Annotated in this window: 20 protein-coding genes; 16 read left to right on the plus strand and 4 right to left on the minus strand. The window is 34.6% G+C overall.

Features of this window, described 5'->3' with window-relative positions; genetic code table 11:
* Positions 1-6: 6 nt before the first annotated feature.
* Positions 7-1,074 (minus strand): magnesium/cobalt transporter CorA, encoded by a 1,068-nt coding sequence (gene corA / locus ACFSJT_RS02690; protein WP_378318654.1) that lies wholly within the window; start codon positions 1,072-1,074, stop codon positions 7-9.
* 679 nt (positions 1,075-1,753) lie between these two features.
* On the opposite strand from corA, the gene ACFSJT_RS02695 reads away from it, so the two are divergent.
* Positions 1,754-2,344 carry a CDP-alcohol phosphatidyltransferase family protein gene (locus tag ACFSJT_RS02695; RefSeq protein ID WP_378318655.1) on the plus strand — a complete coding sequence of 197 codons (591 nt, stop codon included), beginning with the start codon at positions 1,754-1,756 and terminating at the stop codon, positions 2,342-2,344.
* Between the two features lie 143 nt (positions 2,345-2,487).
* On the plus strand, positions 2,488-3,021 hold the full coding sequence (locus ACFSJT_RS02700; protein ID WP_378318656.1) for a hypothetical protein: 534 nt from the start codon (positions 2,488-2,490) through the stop codon (positions 3,019-3,021).
* 49 nt (positions 3,022-3,070) lie between these two features.
* Here ACFSJT_RS02700 and ACFSJT_RS02705 read toward each other — a convergent pair whose 3' ends face one another.
* From ACFSJT_RS02705 to ACFSJT_RS02715, 3 genes are all read right to left on the minus strand, one after another.
* Positions 3,071-3,619: a hypothetical protein gene (locus tag ACFSJT_RS02705; protein ID WP_378318657.1), complete on the minus strand. Its 549-nt coding sequence runs from the start codon at positions 3,617-3,619 to the stop codon at positions 3,071-3,073.
* 149 nt (positions 3,620-3,768) lie between these two features.
* Entirely contained in the window at positions 3,769-5,484 is a 1,716-nt protein-coding gene (locus tag ACFSJT_RS02710; protein WP_378318658.1) for an adenosylcobalamin-dependent ribonucleoside-diphosphate reductase, read from the minus strand.
* Entirely contained in the window at positions 5,481-8,126 is a 2,646-nt protein-coding gene (locus ACFSJT_RS02715) for a cation-translocating P-type ATPase (protein ID WP_378318659.1), read from the minus strand. Before ACFSJT_RS02715 ends, ACFSJT_RS02710 begins: the two co-directional genes overlap by 4 nt.
* 227 nt (positions 8,127-8,353) lie before the next feature.
* Here ACFSJT_RS02715 and ACFSJT_RS02720 point away from each other — a divergent pair, with 227 nt between their 5' ends.
* The 14 genes from ACFSJT_RS02720 to hypE all read left to right on the plus strand — a co-directional run bounded on the left by ACFSJT_RS02720 (position 8,354) and on the right by hypE (position 22,580).
* A complete protein-coding gene (locus ACFSJT_RS02720; protein WP_378318660.1) occupies positions 8,354-9,775 on the plus strand; it encodes an MBL fold metallo-hydrolase in 1,422 nt (473 codons plus the stop codon).
* A gap of 168 nt (positions 9,776-9,943) precedes the next feature.
* Entirely contained in the window at positions 9,944-11,194 is a 1,251-nt protein-coding gene (locus ACFSJT_RS02725) for an NAD(P)/FAD-dependent oxidoreductase (RefSeq protein ID WP_378318661.1), read from the plus strand.
* Positions 11,195-11,584: 390 nt separating this feature from the next.
* Positions 11,585-12,544 (plus strand): NADH-quinone oxidoreductase subunit B family protein, encoded by a 960-nt coding sequence (locus tag ACFSJT_RS02730; protein ID WP_378318662.1) that lies wholly within the window; start codon positions 11,585-11,587, stop codon positions 12,542-12,544.
* A gap of 18 nt (positions 12,545-12,562) precedes the next feature.
* Entirely contained in the window at positions 12,563-14,155 is a 1,593-nt protein-coding gene (locus ACFSJT_RS02735) for a nickel-dependent hydrogenase large subunit (RefSeq protein WP_378318663.1), read from the plus strand.
* Between the two features lie 30 nt (positions 14,156-14,185).
* Complete coding sequence (locus ACFSJT_RS02740; protein ID WP_378318664.1) at positions 14,186-14,665, plus strand: hydrogenase maturation protease; 480 nt, start codon at positions 14,186-14,188, stop codon at positions 14,663-14,665.
* Positions 14,662-14,979: a hypothetical protein gene (locus tag ACFSJT_RS02745; protein ID WP_378318665.1), complete on the plus strand. Its 318-nt coding sequence runs from the start codon at positions 14,662-14,664 to the stop codon at positions 14,977-14,979. The genes ACFSJT_RS02740 and ACFSJT_RS02745 overlap by 4 nt, the downstream gene beginning before the upstream one ends.
* Before the next feature lie 20 nt (positions 14,980-14,999).
* Positions 15,000-15,269: a hypothetical protein gene (locus ACFSJT_RS02750; protein WP_378318666.1), complete on the plus strand. Its 270-nt coding sequence runs from the start codon at positions 15,000-15,002 to the stop codon at positions 15,267-15,269.
* Positions 15,244-16,731, plus strand: a complete 1,488-nt coding sequence (locus ACFSJT_RS02755; protein ID WP_378318667.1) for a hypothetical protein — start codon at positions 15,244-15,246, stop codon at positions 16,729-16,731. Before ACFSJT_RS02750 ends, ACFSJT_RS02755 begins: the two co-directional genes overlap by 26 nt.
* 4 nt (positions 16,732-16,735) lie before the next feature.
* Positions 16,736-17,083, plus strand: coding sequence for a hydrogenase maturation nickel metallochaperone HypA/HybF (locus ACFSJT_RS02760; protein WP_378318668.1), 348 nt, complete (start codon positions 16,736-16,738; stop codon positions 17,081-17,083).
* A gap of 71 nt (positions 17,084-17,154) precedes the next feature.
* On the plus strand, positions 17,155-17,856 hold the full coding sequence (hypB, locus tag ACFSJT_RS02765; RefSeq protein WP_378318669.1) for a hydrogenase nickel incorporation protein HypB: 702 nt from the start codon (positions 17,155-17,157) through the stop codon (positions 17,854-17,856).
* A gap of 9 nt (positions 17,857-17,865) precedes the next feature.
* Positions 17,866-20,124, plus strand: a complete 2,259-nt coding sequence (gene hypF, locus ACFSJT_RS02770) for a carbamoyltransferase HypF (protein ID WP_378318670.1) — start codon at positions 17,866-17,868, stop codon at positions 20,122-20,124.
* Between the two features lie 4 nt (positions 20,125-20,128).
* Positions 20,129-20,404 (plus strand): HypC/HybG/HupF family hydrogenase formation chaperone, encoded by a 276-nt coding sequence (locus tag ACFSJT_RS02775; RefSeq protein WP_378318671.1) that lies wholly within the window; start codon positions 20,129-20,131, stop codon positions 20,402-20,404.
* A 2-nt stretch (positions 20,405-20,406) separates the two neighbouring features.
* Positions 20,407-21,501, plus strand: a complete 1,095-nt coding sequence (gene hypD / locus ACFSJT_RS02780; protein ID WP_378318672.1) for a hydrogenase formation protein HypD — start codon at positions 20,407-20,409, stop codon at positions 21,499-21,501.
* Between the two features lie 17 nt (positions 21,502-21,518).
* Complete coding sequence (gene hypE, locus ACFSJT_RS02785; protein ID WP_378318673.1) at positions 21,519-22,580, plus strand: hydrogenase expression/formation protein HypE; 1,062 nt, start codon at positions 21,519-21,521, stop codon at positions 22,578-22,580.
* Positions 22,581-22,582: the final 2 nt, after the last annotated feature.

The following is a 22,582-nucleotide window of genomic DNA, read 5'->3' on the forward strand; positions in this document are numbered from 1 at the left end:
CACTTTTTATAACCATTTTTTTCTTTTAAAATAATACAATAAACCAAAAAACACCATAATCATTACCACCCAAAGCACATAGTATCCATATCTAGATTTTAATTCTGGCATATTTTCAAAATTCATTCCATAGATGCCTGCAAGAAAGGTAAGAGGGATAAAAATAGATGCCATAATGGTAAGTACTTTCATCACTTCATTCATCTTATTACTAATGGTGGTCATATACATATCCATCAATCCCCAAATCATATCCCTGTATATTTCTATATTTTCTGAAACCTGTACAATATGATCATATAAGTCACGAAGATAAAATTGAGTTTTCTCAACTATAAGTGGATGGTCACTTTTTTCAATACGATTTACTACCTCTCTAAGTGGAAATACTGCTCTTCTAATTTTCAGTATCTCCTTTTTAAGGCTTTGTATATCATAAGTAATGTCATCATTTGGTTTTTCTTCGAATAAATCATCTTCTAGCTCTTCAATTTTATCACCCATAGCTTCGATTAAGTTGAAGTAATTGTCAACCACAGCGTCCATTAAAGCATAAAGCAGATAATCTGCACCAGAAGTCCTCAATCTACCTTTTCCTGTGCGAATACGGTTTCTTACACCATCAAAAACATCTCCATCTGCCTCTTGAAACGATATCACATAGTTTCTACCCAAAACAAAACTGATGTGCTCTATAGATAAATTCTCTTCTTTATCAAAATATAACATTTTTAATACTACAAAAAGATAATTTTCATATTCATCAATTTTTGGTCGTTGCTGCGTATTGGCGATATCTTCTAAAATAAGAGGATGAAGTTTATACTGCTCGCCTATTGTTTCAATAGCCTTGATATGATTAAGGCCATTCATATTAATCCAGGTAACAGGTTCGGTATCAGAATACGTAAAAGCCTCTTCTATTCGGTCCAGTTCCTTTTCTTCACAAGTATCTTTATCGTAGTCAAAAACTTCAATATATAAATCACTTAAAGTTTTATCTCCGGTATATACCACAGTACCCGGAGCTAAACCAGATTGCTTCTCGGCCGGTGATGGTGTTTTAAACTCCATGTATACTAATTTTCTATGATGACAATGTAGCATATTTAAAGTATCTTTACAATAGGATGGCCAAATAAAAACAACCTTCGGATAGACAAAGTAATTGCTATTTTTGACAACACTTTCTTGTAAATGCGATATCCGTTTTTGTACTCTTTATTGTTGTATATACCCTTGTTAAATTATTACTAAGAGAGACATTTAAAATTGTAAAAAAACATATAATGAACACAATATGACAATCATCAGCTATTCGGGAGCAGGCAATAATTAAAGCGATGCGGTTTGTATGATACTGGATGAATTAAACTTGGGCGGGCAATTGGAAATCGGTATGAGTACAAGACTGTCTAGAAGAACCTACCCAAACTAATGCATGATCAGCGATCACTAATTCATCGATATGTGTCGGATTAATACTTTAATTTCAATAGCATATACATCTTCATAGTAATTCTTGTTGTAACAATGTTGGTTGAAATTCCTGGTAAAACATTAATTAGATAAAATAGATTGAGATTTGAGCTTCAGGGCAATAGAAAAAGAATGATATTTATCATTACGCATAGCAAAACATATCAATATCTTAACAATTGGTTAATTGGTTTAATTTGCTAATTACCTAAAGCTATTTATATTGAAGTAGATAGTTTTCATAATGTTTGTATAACCACAATCCTAAGAAGACGTGATTCTTTTTAAAAACTATAATATTGCCGACTGGTTTTCATTTTATCGCGTTGTAGCTGCACCCTTTTTATTGGTTTTAATCTGGTTAGATAAACGTGAATTATTTACTTGGTTTTTATTGATAAGTTATCTTACAGATGCAATCGACGGATTTTTAGCCCGAAAACTAAAAATCACAAGCGCTAGGGGTTCACAATTAGATTCATTTGGAGATCAGGTCACCTTGGTGATTGGCCTAGCTGGCCTCTTATTCTTCGAATATAATTTTATGAGAGAAAACATGGTGTTAATTATAGTAGCATTTGTTCCTTACACTATTCAGATGCTTATTGCATTAAAAAAATATGGTAAAACAACTGCTTTTCATACATATATGGCAAAGCTATCCGCCATCACGCAAGCTGTCTTTATTCTTTGGTTACTATTTTTCGGGCCAGTATATTGGTTGTTCTATTTTATGGTCGTATTAGGATTATTGGAAACCTTAGAAGAGATTATTCTCATCTTTATGTACGATCATTGGGTTGCTGGAGTAAAAGGAATATACTGGGCCCTTACCGATAAAAGAAGGTTAAAGAATAAAAAATAATCTCTTCTGAAGTTGGGCGTACTTATCGTAGAGGAGGAATGACGATGATCATTATTTATGAAATTGTCTCTTTGTACTTTACGTTTTTAATAAAGTCACAGATAATGAAATATTTGGTTACTATTTTTTTCTACTCAATCTTTATGAGCACATTATCTGCTCAACCTATATCCAATAGAAAGCAGCAACAATCGAGAATTTTTAATCTCGAAAAAATAGTAATCACTGCAGTAACTGAAGATACCGAAGCGCGTGTGATTTTTGAAAAAACAATGAAAAATAGGTTAAAAAGCTACCATATCAATGCTTACCAAAGTATGGAAATCTATCCAATGGTTTTTACAACACCCGAAAAAGCCGAAGAAGAAATAAATTCATTAATTCGTTCTATTCGAAAGAAAGGTTTTGATGGCCTTATGATTACTTCAACAACAAGACTTGAAAAGAAATATGATACCATATATGGCTATTCTAAAATATATCATATAGAAACACATATATATACGCTGATCCCGAAAAATTTGTCTTTGCTCTGGGAAATGTGTTTAGACATTTATGATTATCAACTTGGTAAACTTACAATTAACGATTACATAGATGCCATTATCATGCAAATGAAATACGATGGAATATTACCAATGAAAACCGATATTAATCAATTCCACATTAAGAATTAATTGTCCCGTAACAATTTATAATAAATAAAGACGTAATTATAGCAAATCATCACAATTCTCCTGTAGAGTGCATTTTGTCATCTAATCTTGAAATTATTTCCTTAATAAAAGAAGTTGTTTCATTAGTATTAGACTCACCTGTTAAAGCGTCTATATTTTCTAAATTGTATAAAGTATCTATTTGTTTTATTGAATAAGAACCTTGACCAGAAGTAGTCAAAACTACCATTTTCTTGTGCTGATCTGCTGTTCGTTCTATGAATTGTCTTACCACAGTAGGTGGTTTCCAATTCTCCCAGGTATGCATTATCAAAATTGCTGTAAAATCATTGGGATTCACTTTTACCAAAGATGAAATATCTATAACTTTAATAAATATAGAATCTCTCTTATAATGCTTAACAATACCTTTGGTGATAGTATCTTTAAATTCGCTTCCTTGTGTAGCTATGAGTAATTTGATATTCTCATTGGGAGTATTTAACTGATATTCCTTGGCTACCTCCATTGAAAATTCATACTTGTACCAGGTAGCAATTATAAATAATAATAAGATGACCGATAAGAAAACTAATATTATTTTGACAGTACGATTCATCTTTAATATTTTTCATTAAAATTACCGAACCACACATTGGGAAAAAATGATAACTGTCAGCTCAAAAAAAAGTATTTGATAAAAAATATATGTATTAAGTAAAAAAATCTACAACCAAGGCTCAACAATTAATAATAAACAAATGTAGCTTAACACTCTACTCCTGTATTTAAATTGCATTTTTGAAGTACCTGCCTGTCTTTGCTCCCGTAACGGTAGGTTGTAATTCCTTTTAATTGATATTTCCAGGCGGTATAATATATTTCTGAAACATCTGTGATGGTAGCATTTTCAGGTAAATTAACGGTTTTAGATACCGCATTATCGGTGTATTTCTGAAATGCCTTTTGATGGAGTAAATGATAACGCCAGGGAATCTCGAGGCTGGTTTTGAAAAGTTTCTTTACTTCGTCAGGAACTAGATCAATATTATCTAAACTTCCATGTTCTAATATTTCTTTTTTAAGTTTTTGATTCCATAATCCTGAAACATTCATCTTTTGAACAAAAAGTGAATTCATTTCAGTTTGAGTTTTTCCACCAAGGATTCCGACTCGATCATAAGCCAACGCAAACAAAGGTTCTATAGAATAGGAAGTATTTGCTATTACTGAGATTGTTCCGGTTGGTGCAATACTATTACATGTGGCATTACGAAGTTTAATATCATTTAAATAGTGGCTATTTCCCCATTGAGGAAAAGCTCCTTTTTCTTTTGCCAATTGAGATGAGGCTTTATAACTATTTTCTTTAATAAAATTCATAAGCTTTTCTGCTAATTGCACAGCTTCATCTGAAGCATAAGGGATCTCTAATTGTATTAATAATTCTGCCCATCCCATTACCCCTAATCCAATTTTACGATGTGCTTTTGTTATGGCTTCTATCTCAGGTAATAAATAATGATTAACACTAATAATATTATCCAGGAACCGTATAGATACCGCAATAAGATCTGCCAATTTAACCCAATTAATTCTAGGTGTATTAGATGAGACTATAACCAGTTTAGAAAGATTTATGGATCCAAGATTACAACTCTCATAGTCCAACAGAGGAACTTCTCCACAAGGATTAGTGCTTTGTATTTTTCCAGAATCCGGTAATGGATTATAGGCATTTATAATATCCAAAAAGACCAATCCCGGATCACCTGTTTTCCAGGCTTGTTGTACTATATTTTCCCATAAGTGCAACGCTTTTATTGTTTTTGCGATAGTCTTTGTCCGCGGGTTAATTAAATCCCAATACAGATCTTTCTGTACTGCCTTCATAAAATCATCGGTAATTCCTACAGAAATATTGAAATTTTGGATAATGCGGTCATCTGATTTTGAATTAATGAATTCTTCTATATCGGGGTGATTAATATTCAGGATTCCCATGTTGGCTCCTCTTCGTTTTCCACCTTGTTTTACGTATTCTGTTGCGGCATCGTATATTTTCATAAAAGCGACTGGACCAGAAGAAGTACCTCCAGAGGAAGTGACCCAATCACCTTTTGGACGTAGTTCGGAAAAATTAAACCCAGTCCCCCCTCCACTTTGATGAATAAGGGCTGAATTTTTTAGGGTAGAGAAAATATCTTCCAAGCTATCCTTAACAGGTAGAACAAAACAGGCACTCAGCTGACCTTTTATTACTCCTGCATTCATCAATGTTGGAGAATTTGGTAAAAATTCAAGTTTTGACATTAGTTCAAAAAATTTAGTCTCCCACTTTATATTATCTTCCTCGGCAGAAGCAACAAATCGCGCAACACGTCGAAACATTTGCTCTGGAGTTTCCAGAACATTCCTATTTTTATCTTTTAAAAGATAGCGATCTCTCAAAATTTGAAGGGCGTTGTTTGTTAATGTTATCATATCGTTCCTCCCAATCGTTTAATAATTTGTGTCAAAACCAAAGCACTTATTCCAAAAAGGCCTATAATGGTAAATTGTTCTTTTGATAATGTCGTCAATGATAGCACCAGTTCTAGTAACGGAATGTAGTAAGCAATTAACATGATTAGTAAAGATAACCCAATTGCACCCCACACCCAAAGATTAGTGGTCACCTCATTTTTGAAGAATGATACATGGCGGTGAGGTATGTTAAACACATTAAATAGTTGTGCCAAGACCAGTGTAAAGAAAGCCATATTATTCACAACTTTGGCAGATAAATCCATTACAAAATGTGCATACACTGTTACCCCAATAACTGCTAATGTTATAGATAATCCATAGATAATGATGGATATCCAAAGCTTTTTGGTAATAATGGGCTCATCAGGAGTACGTGGTGGCTGTTTCATAATTCCATCTTGTCCTCTACCCATACCCAGCGCCAAAGCTGGAAATATATCGGTTACTAAATTAAGAAAAAGTATTTGCAATGGTAGTAGAGGGAGTGGTAAATTGGATAAAGAAGCTACCGCAACTGCAATAATCTCTGCAAAATTACAAGACAACAAATACACAACAAAATGGCGAATATTACCAAATATTGTTCGCCCCTGCCGTATCGCCAATTCAGTAGAAGTAAATTGATCATCCATAAGAATCACATCTGCAACTTCTTTTGCGGCTTCAGTCCCCCGAATACCCATCGCGATACCAATATCTGCTTTTTTAAGTGCAGGGGCATCATTGACACCATCCCCGATCATCCCAACGACAGAATTGTGCTTTTGATAAAAATTCACTAAATCCAATTTTTGTTTAGGGATCATTCTGGCAAAAACCTTAGCATTTAGGATTTTGTTTTCTTCCTTTGAGTCTAATTTTTCTGAAATGTGAACTGTCCTACCGTGTATGACTTTTTTATTAACATCATCTTTATTCAGCAATCCTATTTCTTCAGCGATTTTCCTAGCTGTATCTGGATGGTCCCCTGTGATCATAACTACTTTGATTCCTGCATCTTTATAGGTTTTTATAGCTTGTTTGATATCACTTCGAGGAGGATCCAAAAATCCTATAAGTCCTACAAAGACAAGTTTCTTTGTAAATTCACTAATGTTTGGTCTGTTTTCTGTGTCTTTGTATGCAAATGCCAAAACACGCAAACCTTCAGAAGCGACTGAATTTCCTGTAGCTAACCATTTTTCTTTATCCTTTAAAGGTCTTACTCCTTCTTCGGTAATAATTGTATCACAGAATTCGATAATATTCTCGATAGCACCCTTAATATAGACCGTATATTGATCCTTATTCTGATTGAGAGTAGCCATTATTTTCTGTTCTGCATCAAAAGGAATTTCTTCCAGCTCAGGATATTGATTTCTAAGCTTAACAATATCATATCCAATTTTTTCAGCAAAATCAATAAGAGCAATTTCAATAGAATCACCATTCATTTCCTTTCCTTGTGAACCCATATTATTACACAAAACCGCTACTTCAATAATTTTTGTGAAAACATCATTACTTTTTAAGTCTCTTAAGGAGGTTATATCAATGAAATCAGCAGATTTCAATATTCTATCATGCAAAACAAGTTCATGGACAGACATTTTATTTTCTGTTAATGTTCCTGTTTTATCAGTACAAATAATGTTGGTTTCGCCTAAGGTTTGTACTGCTTCCAGTTTCTTGATGATTACTTTTTGTTTAGAAAGTTTAACCATTCCTTTTGCTAATGCAATAGTAGCCACAATTGGTAATCCTTCAGGAATTGCTGCAACAGCCAGAGCAATTCCTGTTTTCATCATTAAAAACAAGTCTTTCCCCTGAAGATATCCACTTACAACGATAATCAAAGCAAGAATCAATGTAAATCCAATAAGCCATCGACTTAGTTGATGTAATCGTTTCTCTAAAGGATTCCTGCTTTTATCTGCTTCTTGCGTAAGACTGCTTATCTGGCCAATATGAGTTTGATTCCCGGTTGCAGTCACCACAGCCCTAGCATTGCCTCTTACCACCACAGTACCTTTAAAAACCATATTGGTTTGTTCTGCCAAAGAAGTTTGTATAGGAAGCGTCTTTGGATTTTTATCCACCTGATTACTTTCTCCTGTGAGTGCGGCTTCCTTAACAGCCAAACTTTGATGCCAAATCAAACGAGCGTCTGCAGGTATAAGATCACCTGGAGCTAATAGAATAATATCTCCAGGCACGATATGATTTGATTTTAGGTGCTGTATGTTTCCACCACGCATTACATTAGCCATCGTTTGTACCATTTTACGAAGGGATTCTATAGACCGAACCGCTTGCAACTCCATAAAAAAGCCTATTAAAACGGTAATAAGAATGACTACCAATACGGCAAAACCCTCTAACCATTCTGTAAAAACAAATGCCAATATCATCGCTATTCCCAAAACATAAATAACAGGGTCAAGAAACTGTTCTAATAAGATAATCCAACTACTTTTTGCTCTCTTATGTTTTAGCTTATTCTCACCATAATAACTAAGGCGTTTTTTAGCTTCATCATAAGTAAGTCCCTTTTGAGGATCTACATGTAACCGAGTGGTAATATCTGAAATTGATATGGCATGAGAATCTTTGTTCATGTAGTAGTCTTTACAACTTTTTAATGTTGTGGTAAGAGTTATCAAATTTACTATCGCTTATAGATTTAAAAGATGACAACGGTCATTGTATTAGTTACTTTCCAAATATATTTTTAGATAATCTTATTTTGGAATGAGGAGTATCCCCGGCTGTGTAACAAAAGTTACTGCAAAACTTTCTGAGTCCATGTAATTTTAGTTTGAAAATTTAAAAAAGAAGAAAAATCATGAAAGTAGAACAAATTTATACGGGCTGTTTAGCACAAGGTGCCTATTACATTGAAAGTAATGGTGAAGCAGCTATAATTGATCCATTAAGAGAAGTGGATCCTTATATCAAAATGGCACAAGAACGAAATGCAATTATCAAATATGTTTTCGAAACACATTTTCATGCTGATTTTGTCTCAGGCCATATTGACTTGGCAAAAAAAACAGGAGCTGATATTGTATATGGCCCAACAACCATGAAAACCGGTTTTAATGCCATTATTGGAAAAGATGGTCAGGAATTTAAATTAGGTAATGCCTCAATTAAACTCATTCACACTCCAGGGCATACTATGGAAAGTAGTTGTTATTTGCTTATTGATGAAAATGGAAATCAGACCTCTCTATTTACAGGTGACACATTGTTCATTGGAGATGTTGGTCGTCCTGATCTGGCTCAAAAAGTAATTTCTGAACTTACTCAGGAGAAATTAGCTGCTCATTTATTTGATTCTTTGCGAAATAAAATAATGCCATTACCAGATGATATTATTATATATCCAGGACACGGTGCCGGAAGTGCCTGCGGAAAAATGATGAGTGATGAAACTACCGATACACTAGGGCATCAAAAGCAAACAAATTATGCCTTAAGAGCAGATATGACCAAAGAAGATTTCATTGACGCAGTCCTCACTGGTTTAACACCTCCTCCAGGTTATTTCCCGCAAAATGTATTGATGAATATACAAGGATATGAAAGCGTTGATGACGTGGTAGAAAAAGGAACCATCGCGTTAAGCCCTTCAGCTTTTGAAACAGCTTTAGACCATAGTCAAGCGATCATAATTGATACAAGAGACCCGAAAATTTTTGCCAAAGGATTTATTCATGGTTCTTATAATATTGGAATAGACGGAAGTTTTGCTACTTGGGTAGGTACTACCATCATGAATGTAAAACAGCCCATACTTATTGTTGCCGATGAAGGACGTGAAGAAGAAGTCGCAACACGCCTGGCAAGAGTAGGTTTTGACAACACTCTGGGATACTTAAAAGGAGGAATTAAAGCATGGATAAACGCTGGAAAAGAAACTGAAACCATAACTTCTGTAACGGCAGAAAAACTTGCTGAGATCGCGCAATCAAAAGACATAAGTATTTTGGATGTTCGCAGATCCAGTGAATATAATAGTGAACATGTAGAAAATGCCATAAATACCCCCTTGGATTATCTTAAGGACAGCATGACTAAAATAGACAAAAACAAAACCTATTATGTACATTGTCGAAGTGGGTATCGTTCTATGATATTTGTATCTATTCTAAGATCCAAAGGTTATAAAAACCTGATCGATGTTCATGGAGGAATGAAAGCTATCAAGGAGAGTGAAAAATTTAAGATTTCAGAATACGTAGCTCCTACCTCATTATTATAGTAGTATATACAAAAACTAAAATTGGACTGATGAAACAAATATTAACAAATTTTAAAAATTTATTTACAGGAAATGATATTTGATTTTTTTAACGTGAGGGCGTAATAGTTACATACGTTCTCAATTGTTTAATTGATTAATTTTCAATTAGCTAAAAGACTTAAACGTATGAAAACACATTATGAAATACTAATTATAGGAGGAGGAACAGGAGGCATTATGACCGCTAGTGGTTTGCTCAGAAAAGATCCTGATCTTGCCGTTGGTATTATAGAACCTTCAGAAACACATTGGTATCAACCTGCCTGGACCTTGGTAGGCGCAGGCACTTACAATTATGAAAGGACTAAAAGGTCGATGGCCGATGTTATACCTAAAAAAGCAGATTGGATAAAAGACAGTGTGGTCTCTTTTGATCCCGAAGACAATTCGGTAACCACAAAATTAAACGGAATTTATACCTATGACTACTTGGTTGTTGCTCCCGGTTTAAAACTGGATACTTCTCTTGTGGAAGGACTGCCGGAAACCATAGACCAAGGAGTGGTTTGTAGTAATTATACAAATCCTAACCATACCTGGGATGTGATCAAAAATTTTAAAGGTGGTACTGCATTATTTACTCAACCACCCAAACCTTATAAGTGTGGAGGAGCACCACAAAAAATTATGTATCTGGCAGATGATCATTTTAGAAGAAGCGGAGTAAAGAAAAAAACAGGTATAGTCTTTGCCAGTGCATCGGATATTATTTTTTCGGTTCCTGAAATTGCTAAAACACTAATGAAAGTTGTTCATAGAAAGGGAATTAATGTTAAATTTAATCATGAACTTAAAAAGATTGACAGTGTAAAACAAATCGCGTGGTTTAAGGTAACTCCAGATTTTGAAGAAATTAATCATAATGGGGCTATAGACACATATAAGGATAATAGTTTTGTAGGTATCAAATATGATATGATTCACCTGGTACCCCCCAATACGCCGCCTGATTTTATAAAAAAATCTCCTCTGGCTGATGAGGCAGGTTGGGTAGATGTAGATCAATATTCACTTCAACATAAAAAATATCCAAACATTTTTTCTTTGGGAGATGTAAGTAACTTACCTACATCCAAAACCGGAGCTGCCATACGAAAACAGGCCCCTGTAGTAGTAAGCAATCTCATTAGATTAGTCGAACTTCAAAAATTGAGCAACAAAAGGTACGACGGATACTCTTCTTGTCCCTTTGTAACAGGATATGGAAAAATGGTACTAGCAGAATTTGATTATAGCAAAAAATTTACTCCTGACCCAAAACTGAAGAGAATGCTGATTAAAGATTCCTCAAAGGAACATTGGCGGCTTTGGATATTAAAAAAATATATCCTTCCATTTTTGTACTGGAATATGATGTTGAAAGGAAAAGAGGTATAAAATTAACTTGTTTTAGAGATAACGACTGTTCAAATTATATCAACTCTTTTAAGGATAGTTTAGATCATATTTACGCATAGTAAACAAACACATATTTAAGTTAATTAATCCTGATGTATCCATGAACAAGCAAAAAAACAAAGACCTAAAGTAATTGAGATTACTTAATATTTTTAATCCAAAAATATTGAATCGAAGGCAAATAATTACAAAATTCTGTAATGGTGACAGTAGGATTTTATCTTTTCCTTCTATTGAAGCAAATGATTTTATTTAGCACATGGTATTTACAAAAGGATACGGGTAATTATGTTAAATGGATAATTCCATTCTATAAAATCTTTTAAAAATTTGTAACTTTTACATTCACAACATCTTAAATAAAAAAATATGGCAAATGTATTATGGCTACAAGGCGGGGCCTGTAGCGGAAACACTATGTCCTTCCTGAATGCCGAGGAACCCAGCGTGGTAGAACTTATAACTGATTTTGGTTTAAATATTTTATGGCATCCAACCACGGGGCTTCAAATAGGCGACCAGGTGCAGGATCTATTAAAAGATATCATTGAGGGAAAAGTCCAGATGGATATTCTGGTATATGAAGGATCACTAATCCAAGGTCCCAATAACACCGGTACCATGAATTTCTTTGCAGATAGACCAATGATGGATTGGATTAGAGATTTATCCAAGGTTGCTGGTTATGTTGTTGCAATAGGAGATTGTGCTACCTGGGGTGGTATTCCTGCAGTTCCTCCTAACCCAAGCGAATCAACCGGATTACAATTTCATAAAAAGAAAAAAGGAGGCTTCCTGGGTGCAGACTATATTTCAAAAGGAGGTTTACCCGTTATTAATATTCCGGGATGTCCCGCACATCCTGATTGGATTACTCAGATTTTAGTGGCTATATCTGTAGGCAGAATTGGTGACGTGCTTATTGATGATTACCAACGTCCTAAAACATTCTTCACAGATTTTGTCCAGACAGGATGTACCAATGCTATAAATTTTGCGCAAAAAGTAGATGGTAATTTTGGAAAACGAGGAGGCTGTCTATTTTATGAGGTGGGGTGCAGGGGACCAATGACTCGAGCGACTTGCAACAATATTCTATGGAACAGACAATCAAGTAAAACACGTGCAAATCATCCGTGTTTGGGTTGTACTGAACCTGGTTTCCCTCATCACGACCTTAAGAAAGGTAGTGTGTTTAGGACTATGAAACACCTGGGCTTTTTACCGAAAGAAGTGCCTCATGGAAGAAATAAACTATCGTATTACATAGAAGCTGGTTTCAATAAACTGATGCCTGTTAATGATAGAGTAATGGAAACTTCTAAATAATCACACAAATCATAAAAAATGTCAGTAAAGGAATTAAACATATCACCCGTCGGACGCGTAGAAGGGGATCTTGATGTAAAAGTATATATAGATAACGGTAAGGTTACTCGGGCTCATACTCAAGCTGCTATGTTTCGTGGGTTCGAAAAAATTATGGCCGGTAAAGATCCACAATCAGGACTTATAGTAACCCCAAGAATATGTGGCATTTGTGGAGGGTCTCATCTATATTGTGCTTCATCTGCATTGGATACTGCCTGGGGAACCAAATTACCTCCAAATGCCTTGCTATTACGAGCAATAGGACAAGCTACAGAGACCTTACAAAGTATCCCAAGATGGTTTTATGCAATTTTTGCAACAGATCTTGCCAATAAAAAATTCGCTAATAAACCTTTGTATAAAGAAGTGGTAAAACGATGGGCTGCTTATGTAGGAGAAACATTTCAAATAGGCCTTACTGCAAGTGGGCTTCCGGTACAGATATATGCGCTATTTGGAGGACAATGGCCACATTCAAGTTATATGGTTCCTGGAGGAGTAATGTGTGCACCAACATTGAAAGATATTACAAGAGCTCATGCAATTTTAACTCAATTTAAGAACGATTGGCTCGAGAAAGTTTGGCTAGGCTGCTCGATAGAACGTTACATGGAAATTAAGTCTTGGCAAGACATGTTGGATTGGGTAGATGAAAATGATTCGCAAAGAAATAGTGATCTTGGACTTTTTATTAGAGCTGGGCAAGAATTCGGGATTGATAAATTCGGACAAGGTGTAGGTAAATTCTTAACCACAGGAACTTATTTACATAAGGATAAATATAATAATCCAACAATTGAAGGCAGGAATGAGGCACTTATTAGTCCCAGTGGTTTTTTTGATGGAGAGAATTATCACGAATTTGATCATCTAAAGGTAAGTGAAGATGTGAAACATTCTTGGTACGACAACCAAAAAGATGGTTTACATCCTTGGGATGAACCATTACCAACCCCTGCCAAGTCACAACCATTAGAACATTCAGATTTTGATAATCAGTATAGTTGGTCAAAATCTCCCAGATATAACGGGTATACTTGTGAGACAGGTCCATTAGCTCGCGTAGTTATGAATGCTAATCCTAAGAACAAGGAACACCAAATAAGGGATCCCTTATTTGGTGATATTATAAAAAAGATTGGCCCGAGTGTATTTACCAGAGTATTGGGCAGGATGCACGAAGCGCCAAGAATTTATAAATTTATAGAACAATGGCTTTCTGAAATTGATCTGGATAGAGAATTTTATATCAAACCTGTCGAAAAAGATGGTAAAGGTTTTGGTGCTACCGAGGCAGCCCGAGGTGCATTGGCACATTGGATAGAAATTAAGGATGGGGTGATTAAAAACTATCAGGTGGTAGCTCCTACTACTTGGAATGTAGGTCCTCAGGATGGTAGTAATAACCCGGGGCCAATAGAAAGTGCCCTGATGGGAACCACAATTGAAGATCCATTAGATCCCGTTGAAGTGGGTCTAGTAGCTCGGTCCTTTGATTCTTGTTTGGTTTGTACGGTACATGCACATGATGAAAAAAGCGGTGCTGAATTATCTAAATTCAAATTATAAATATTCTGTTTCTTAATATCTAAAAATCTTATGCGAACAGCCATAATGGGTTTTGGTAATCCGGTACGAAGTGATGATGCAGTTGGCATATATGTTATTGAAGAACTGAGGAAAAAAATTGGAGATAAAAATCATATCACCATTTTCGATATGGGAACAGCCGCTTTTGAAGTGCTTTTTGGTTTAAAAGGGCATGACAAGATTATTTTGGTAGATGCAGTGATTAACTCATCAGAACCAGTAGGAACTCTTTTTAAAGTTCCAGCTAATGAAATAATGAAAGCCCCAAAAGAAGATCCAATAGTCTTTCTGCACAGTATGAAGTGGAACCAGGCCCTTTCTTACGCAAAAAAAATACTGCGAGATAATTACCCCGATGATATTCAGGTATATCTCGTAGCGATTGAGAACACCAAATTAGAAATTAATTTAAGTGATCAGGTGAAGCAAGCTGGAGATAAGGTGGTTCACTATATTTTAAAAGATTTAAAATTAACTCAGTTATCATGAATTCAGAGATTTCTTTAAAATCATCACATTTATATCTCAATAATGAGTTGGTAAATAAAGTTTTTAAAGAAATAGACTATGCGTACGTGACGTATGTAAAAGATCAAAAAAGGATATTGATAACACCGGTAACTAGTAAGTGGTTTATACAATTATATAAACCCACACAGTTTTTATTAAAAGCCAGAAATCAAAGAGGTGATAGAACACTTGCCATTCGGGAGGTTTTGATTGATAATGATTTAGATATGAAAGATAAAGATTTATCTTTTGAATGGATCAAAAAGACAAATCTAATCAAAATAACAATATGACTATAAATAATGTTTATTAGATGGGGAAAAGAGTTCAACAAAAAAATGATGATTGGTTAATTGATGCAGAAGTGCAATACAAAATTACTTCTGTACATAGTAGATGGGAGGTGTCACTTATTTTTATACATATCAAAGACCCAAAACAAATATTAATTCAGAAAATTGGAGACTATCAGTCAGAGAGGTTAGCAAAAATTTATGCTCAAAATATGCAAAAAACTGCTTCCAGAGATCCTGGAGGTATTAAAAAAGTAGATAAAGATGCTTACCATATTAACAACAACTAATCATAAAAACCAAATACTCGGCTCGATTTCATCTGTTGAAAGATTGGATGAATTGGTCCATGTAGTTGAATATACAGATAAACCAAAATCAAGTTCTAAAATTTTAATCATACAAGATAATTACATAAAATTGCCTTTGGATTGGTATGACACATTGCCACCATACATTATTCCTCCGGTCAGTTTTACCAATAACAACCTATTAGCTCTGATCTTTTTTAAAATTGGCAATCACCAAAAAGCATTCGAATACCTTTCAGGACAAGAAGAATTGTATCAGCATTTACATATTATAATTGCATTGAAGTTTGGATATGATATTACAAAAGAAATGATAGCTTTCGTTAGTTTGAAATCTTGGCATAATACTGCAATCGTATCCCATTATGGATATTTAGATAATTCTTTAGGATATACCGAAGTAAAAAAAAGGTATCAGGATGCACTAACTTATGCTGAAAATGATGAACTAAAACTATTTACGGCCAAACATTATTTAAACCTGTTACTGGATGTCTCAGAGTACAAAGAAACTGAAAAAATGGCACGTTCATTCAAAGAAATGGCAATGTCAGAAGAAGCACAAAATGCGATGAATGTCCAATTGGCTTCAGCTCTCATGGCTCAATTTAAAGTACCTCACAATCAGAAATTATTAGACGAAGTGCAAGCATTATATCAAAAAAGTATTGATTTTTATAAATCTAAGAATGAAAAAGTACAAGCTGGATTGTTAGCTATCAACGCGTCAGAGGTAGCTAATTTCAAAAAAGATTTTCTAACTTCTAAAGAACACATCAATAAAGCCATTTTATATTTTAGAGAAGAAGAGATTCCGGAGTTTTTAGCAGAAGCCACTTTAAAAAAAGCCATCTTATTATATACTTGGTCCAAAAATGGAAACCCACAGTATTATAAACCTGCGATCAATGCCTTTCAAGATGCATTAAAAGTATTTAAAAGAAGTATATATCCAGAAAAATTTGCAGAGATTCATCATAATCTGGCATTAATTTATTCTGAAATCCTAGTATCGGAAGAAGAAAAACCTATCTGGAATGCCTTTTGCGCTTCTTCATTTAAAGAGGCATTGGCTTTTTATAGCAAAGAGCAGTATCCCTACGAATATGCAACGGTTAGCCATAATTATGCTACTGCTTTACTAAATTTTCCTCCTGCCAAATTGAATAACAATCTTCTAAAAGCTTCAGAATTATTTGAAGAAGCTCTACAGATAAGAACAGCAAACACTTATCCATTTGAGCGTACATTAACCTTACTCAACCAACTAGAATTATATTGGCGTATCCCTAACAAAAATGATAACGAGGAACAAAAAAGACATCAAGAAATGTTTTCTAAAGCTCTTGAAATTAAAAAGTTAGTAAGTGATAAAAACTTATTGAAGCAAGCTGATAATCATCTTAAGAAACTAGATGAATTAAGAACAATAATTAATTAATAATATGCACGAAATCTCAATTGTAAATAGTATCATAAAAACTTTGGAGATCGAGTTTGAGAAGGAGAAGCTCAATAGGATGAAGGCAATTCATCTCAAGGTAGGAATGCTTTCTAACATAGAACCACGTTTATTGCATAACGCCTATAGTGCCTATAACTTAACTAACCCTAAATACCATCATGTTCAATTGCATATAGAATCTACAGATATAAAAATACAATGCGAACTTTGTAATCACATTACACAAATACAACGTTATAAATTCCAGTGCGAGAATTGCAAAAGACCCAGTAAGAATATTATACAAGGAGAAGAAATGTTAATACATAAAGTAGAATTTGAAGATTAGTTATAATACATAAGATTTCACAGGTATTACAATCCAGTGGGGTCTATGCCGAATTAGTAAAAAACAAAAATATGAGTATAGATAAATCAACAAAAGCAGCACGAGGTACCGTTCAATGCGAAAACACCAATATTAATTTATTGAAGGCAAATGATTTTGTAGCAGAATCCATAAGAACAAAAATGGAGGAAGCCAATACATTGTTGGTTAATATTACTTCCTCTGCCGGTAGCGGAAAAACCACCTTACTACAAAAAACAACTGAAAAACTAAAAGATAAGCTTAAGATTGCAGTAATGGTAGGAGATCTGGAAACCGAACGTGATGCCAAACGCATTCGAGAAACAGGAATTCAAGCTTTGCAAATTGTAACTGGAGGTATTTGTCATCTTGAGGCACAAATGGTGCATCAGGTCCTACCACAATTTGATTTAGAAGATATTGATTTGCTATTTGTTGAAAATGTAGGTAATTTGGTTTGCCCTGCATCTTTTGACTTAGGAGAAGATTATCGAGTAACTCTCATGGCAACAACCGAAGGGGATGATAAACCAAAAAAATATCCCAAAATGTTTTTAACCAGTGATATGATGTTGATATCCAAAGTAGATTTATTGCCTTATCTTCCATTTTCAGTAGAAGCAGTTACCAAAGATGCCCAGGATGTTAATCATGAAATAGAAGTACTACAAATTTCTTCAATTACAGAAGAAGGAATTGATCAATGGTGTGAGTGGCTTTTGGATAAAGTGAATCAAAAGAAGTATGTGTAAGCGTAATACATGTATCACACTTTTAAAATTACCATAACCGGACAAGTACAAGGTGTAGGGTTTCGTCCTTTTATATATGGCTTAGCCAAAGAACACCAGCTCAAGGGTGCCGTATTAAATAATGAAAACGGTGTTGTAGTTTATCTAAATACAACAAAAGAAAAAGTTAATAATTTCATAGAACATCTTCTTCAAAAGAAGCCCTCAATTTCAGTCCTTCAATCACATAAAGTAGAAGAAGTCGAGTATACAGATTTTAAGGACTTTAGTATCAATATTTCACAAAAAAAAAGTAAGATAAACATCCCTCTTACTCCAGATTTTGCAGTATGCGATCAATGTAAAAATGAAATTACCAATTCGCAAAATAAGCGCTTTCAATATGCTTTTACCACCTGTACAAATTGTGGGCCGCGGTATTCAATCACCTCTAAATTTCCCTTTGAAAGAGCACATACTTCAATGAATAGTTTCATGATGTGTGATTCTTGTAAAAGTGAATATACTAATCCTTCAGACAGGCGATTTCATTCTCAAACCAACAGCTGTCCCGAATGTGGGGTTCTACTTACTTTGTTAAATTCAAAAAGTGAAACCATAGAGAAAAATCAACAGGAGATTATTGCAAAAGTAGCAAATTTGATTTCTGATGGAAATATCATAGCCATCAAAAACACAAACGGATACCTGTTATGTTGCGATGCTAATAATAAACAAGTTATTCAGGAACTACGAACTAGAAAAAAACGACCTAACAAGCCTTTCGCATTGTTGTATCCCTCTATGAATATAGTCAAAGAATATGTTGAAGTATCCTTAACAGCAGAAATAGCATTAACGTCTACAGCAGCTCCTATAGTAATTTTGCCTGTGAAACATCCAAAAAAATTAGCCATAAATACTATTGCTCCTAACCTAAACCAATTGGGTATAATGCTTCCCTCCTCTACACTTTTACATATACTAGTAAACAAACTTAATTCTCCTATAGTTGCCACCAGTGGAAATATTCACGGTTCACCGATTATTTCTACTCAAACCGATGCTGAAAAGCATCTGAGCCAGGTGGCAGATTATTTTTTACATCATGATTTAGATATCCAATTCCCTCAAGACGATTCAGTTTTGAAGTTTTCAGGAGATCAGCAATTAATTTTGAGACGTTCCAGAGGGTTAGCTCCAAATTATTTAACTGTCAACAGTACCTATAATAAACCTACACTAGCAATGGGAGCGCATCTCAAAAGTACTTTTGCGTTTATTCCTAACGCTAATATTTATGTAAGTCAGTATTTCGGAAATCTGGATAGCTATGACGTATCAGAGCGATATACAGCGACCATAAACAAATATATTTCCGTATTCGAAACCAAACCAAATGTTATTCTTGTCGACAAACATCCTCAGTATCAAAGTACTATTTTAGGAAAGAGTTTGGCCGAAAAATGGTCTACCCAATGTATCCAAATACAACATCATAAAGCTCATTTTGCAAGTGTCCTGGGAGAACATAACCTTTTTGACTCAAAAAACAAGATTTTAGGAATAGTTTGGGATGGTACAGGATTAGGGGACGATAATTCAATATGGGGAGGTGAATTTTTTGTATATCAAAATCGAAACATAGAAAGAAGTACTCATTTTGAATATTTTGATTGGATTGCCAACAATAAAATGGCTCAAGAGCCACGATTGGCATTGTTAAGCCTTACTCCTAAAAAATTCAGAAACAATATAAAGTATAAATTCTCAGAAACCGAGTGGAAAATTTATATAAAAATTCTTCAAAACAGTACATTAAAAACTTCTTCTGTTGGCAGACTGTTTGATGCTGTAGCTTCTCTATTAGATATCACAGATATAAATACATTCGAGGGTGAAGCAGCAATGAGATTAGAAAATTGTGCTTCCAGATATGATAAAAAAGATTATATAGATTTTTTGCAGGGACAAACGTATGAAAGAATTCCCACTAGCTATATAATCAAAAAAGTGTTTCAAACAATATCGAAAGATGTCAACAAAGAAAAGATTGCAGCAAGTTTTATGTATACACTGGCTCGAATAATTATTAATATCGCCAAAAAAAACAATTTCAAAATTATTGCTTGCAGCGGAGGTGTATTTCAGAATGCAATTTTAGTTTCATATTTAATGCAATTTGCTGAAAACGAGAGGTTGAATTTAAAATTTAATCGTAAATTGTCTAGTAACGATGAGAATATTTCGTTGGGACAATTTTTTTACTATAAAAACATAAAAAACTGAAGGTATGTGTTTAGCTATTCCAGGTAAAATAAAAAGTATAGAAACACGGCACGACGGTATGGTTCGAATGGCCAAAGTATCTTTTGGAGGAATTACCAAGGAGGCAAGTTTAGAAATGCTACCCGAAGCGCAGGTAAATGATTATGTATTAGTTCATGTAGGAGTAGCCATTAGTAGAGTAGATGAGCAAGAAGCTCAAAAAACTTTCAAGTATTTAGAAGAAATTGGCGAATTGGGAGAACTGGAAGATGTAGATGAGTATTTACCTAAAAATAATTAGCTATGAAATATTTATCAGAATATCGGAATCCTGAATTAGCTAAAAAATATTTAAAAGAAATAAAGAATACCGTATCTCGCCCGTGGTCTATTATGGAAGTTTGCGGTGGACAAACACATAGCTTGGTTAAAAACGGGATCATCGAGATGCTTCCCAAAGAGATTACGATGATTCATGGCCCAGGCTGCCCGGTTTGTGTAACTCCTTTGCATCTTATTGATAAAGCAGTTTATTTGGCACTAGAGAAAGGAGTAATACTATGCTCATTTGGAGATATGTTACGAGTTCCTGGTTCAGAAAAAAGTCTGCTTGAAGCGAAGGCAGAAGGTGCTGATGTTCGTATTTTGTATTCTCCTCTTGAAGCTGTAAAAATTGCAGAAGATAATCTAGATAAAGAGATCGTATTTTTTGCTGTAGGTTTTGAAACGACGGCACCCGCAAATGCATTATCTGTAATTCATGCCCAAAGAAAAGGCCTCAAAAACTATTCTATTTTAGCATCTCACGTATTAGTGCCCCCAGCCATAAAAGCTGTGATTAATGATGAGGAAAGTAAGATCGATGGATTTTTAGCAGCAGGTCATGTTTGCACTATTATGGGAAATACCGAATACTATCCCCTTTCAGCTCACTATAAAGTACCCATTGTGGTGACAGGCTTTGAACCATTAGATGTATTGCAAGGTATTTTGATGGTAGTTCGTCAATTAGAACAAAGTAAAGCTGAAGTAGAAAATCAATATGTTAGAATTGTTCGGGAAGAAGGAAACCAAGAGGCGCAAAAAGTGATCTATGAAGTTTTTGAAGTTCGTGACCAAATGTGGAGAGGTATAGGAAAGATTCCTCAAAGCGGTTATGGTATAAAAGCAAAGTATGCAGATTTTGATGCGACCAGAAAATACAATATTACTATAGAAAAGGCACCTGAAAATCCAGAATGTATATCCGGACAAATTATGAAGGGCATCAAAAAACCATTTGAATGCCCTCAATTTGGCAAGAAATGTAAGCCGTCTAATCCATTGGGAGCACCAATGGTAAGTAGTGAAGGTGCTTGTGCTGCCTATTATCACTTTTCTGGAATGGTAGAAGCATAAAACTCTAACTTTTAGTAATGTCAGACACTAAAAATTTACAAATGCTGTTGCAGTGCCCGATGCCCAAACTGGACTTTGATGTCATTACTTTAGGTCATGGAAGCGGTGGGATATTGACTAATAAATTACTAGACAGCGGTGTTTTTAATTTATTGAGCAATGATATTTTAGATGAAAGACATGATGGTGCTTTTATTGAAATGAATGGTAAAATGGCCTTTTCCACAGATAGTTTTTTAATATCTCCCATATTTTTTCCCGGAGGAAATATTGGAGAGTTAGCCGTCAACGGAACGGTAAATGACCTGGCGATGTGTGGAGCTATTCCTAAATACTTATCGCTTAGTTTTATCATTGAAGAAGGATTAAAAGTTAGCGAGTTTTGGGAAATTTTAGTATCGATCAAATATGCCTGTGAAAAAGCAGGAGTTCAAGTAGTGACTGGTGATACCAAAGTAGTAGAAAAAGGAAAAGGCGATAAAATCTTTATTAACACTACAGGTATCGGTACTATTCATACTAAGGCCAATATTCGTTCTAAAAATATAAAAACAGGGGATAAAATTATCTTGAGTGGTAATATTGCATCTCATGGTATGGCGGTCATGTCTGTTAGAGAGGGGCTGGAGTTTGATTCTGAAATAAAAAGCGATACCACCAATTTAAATTATACAATAATTAGCTTGCTTGAAAAGTTTGGGAATCATATTCATTTACTTACTGATCCAACTCGCGGAGGAGTAGCTACCGTTTTAAAAGAAACCGCACAATCTACAAATCTTGGGATCGATATTTTTCAGAGAAATATACCCATAGAAGAACAAGTAGCAAATGCCTGCGAATTACTTGGTTTAGATCCATTATATGTCGCTAATGAAGGCCTGTTTATAAGTTTTATAGACGCTTCTATTGCAGATGAATTTTTGAAGATGTTAAAAAAAGATAATAATGGTATACATGCCAAAATTATAGGTAGCGTTGTAGAAGAGCACCCTAAGCAAGTGATTCTTGAAAGTGCAATTGGTGGTAAAAGGGTAGTTAGTATGCTTCCCGGAGAACAACTTCCTAGAATCTGCTAGTC

The sequence above is a fragment of the Aquimarina celericrescens genome (assembly GCF_042682765.1).
In the GTDB taxonomy this organism is placed as follows: domain Bacteria; phylum Bacteroidota; class Bacteroidia; order Flavobacteriales; family Flavobacteriaceae; genus Aquimarina; species Aquimarina celericrescens.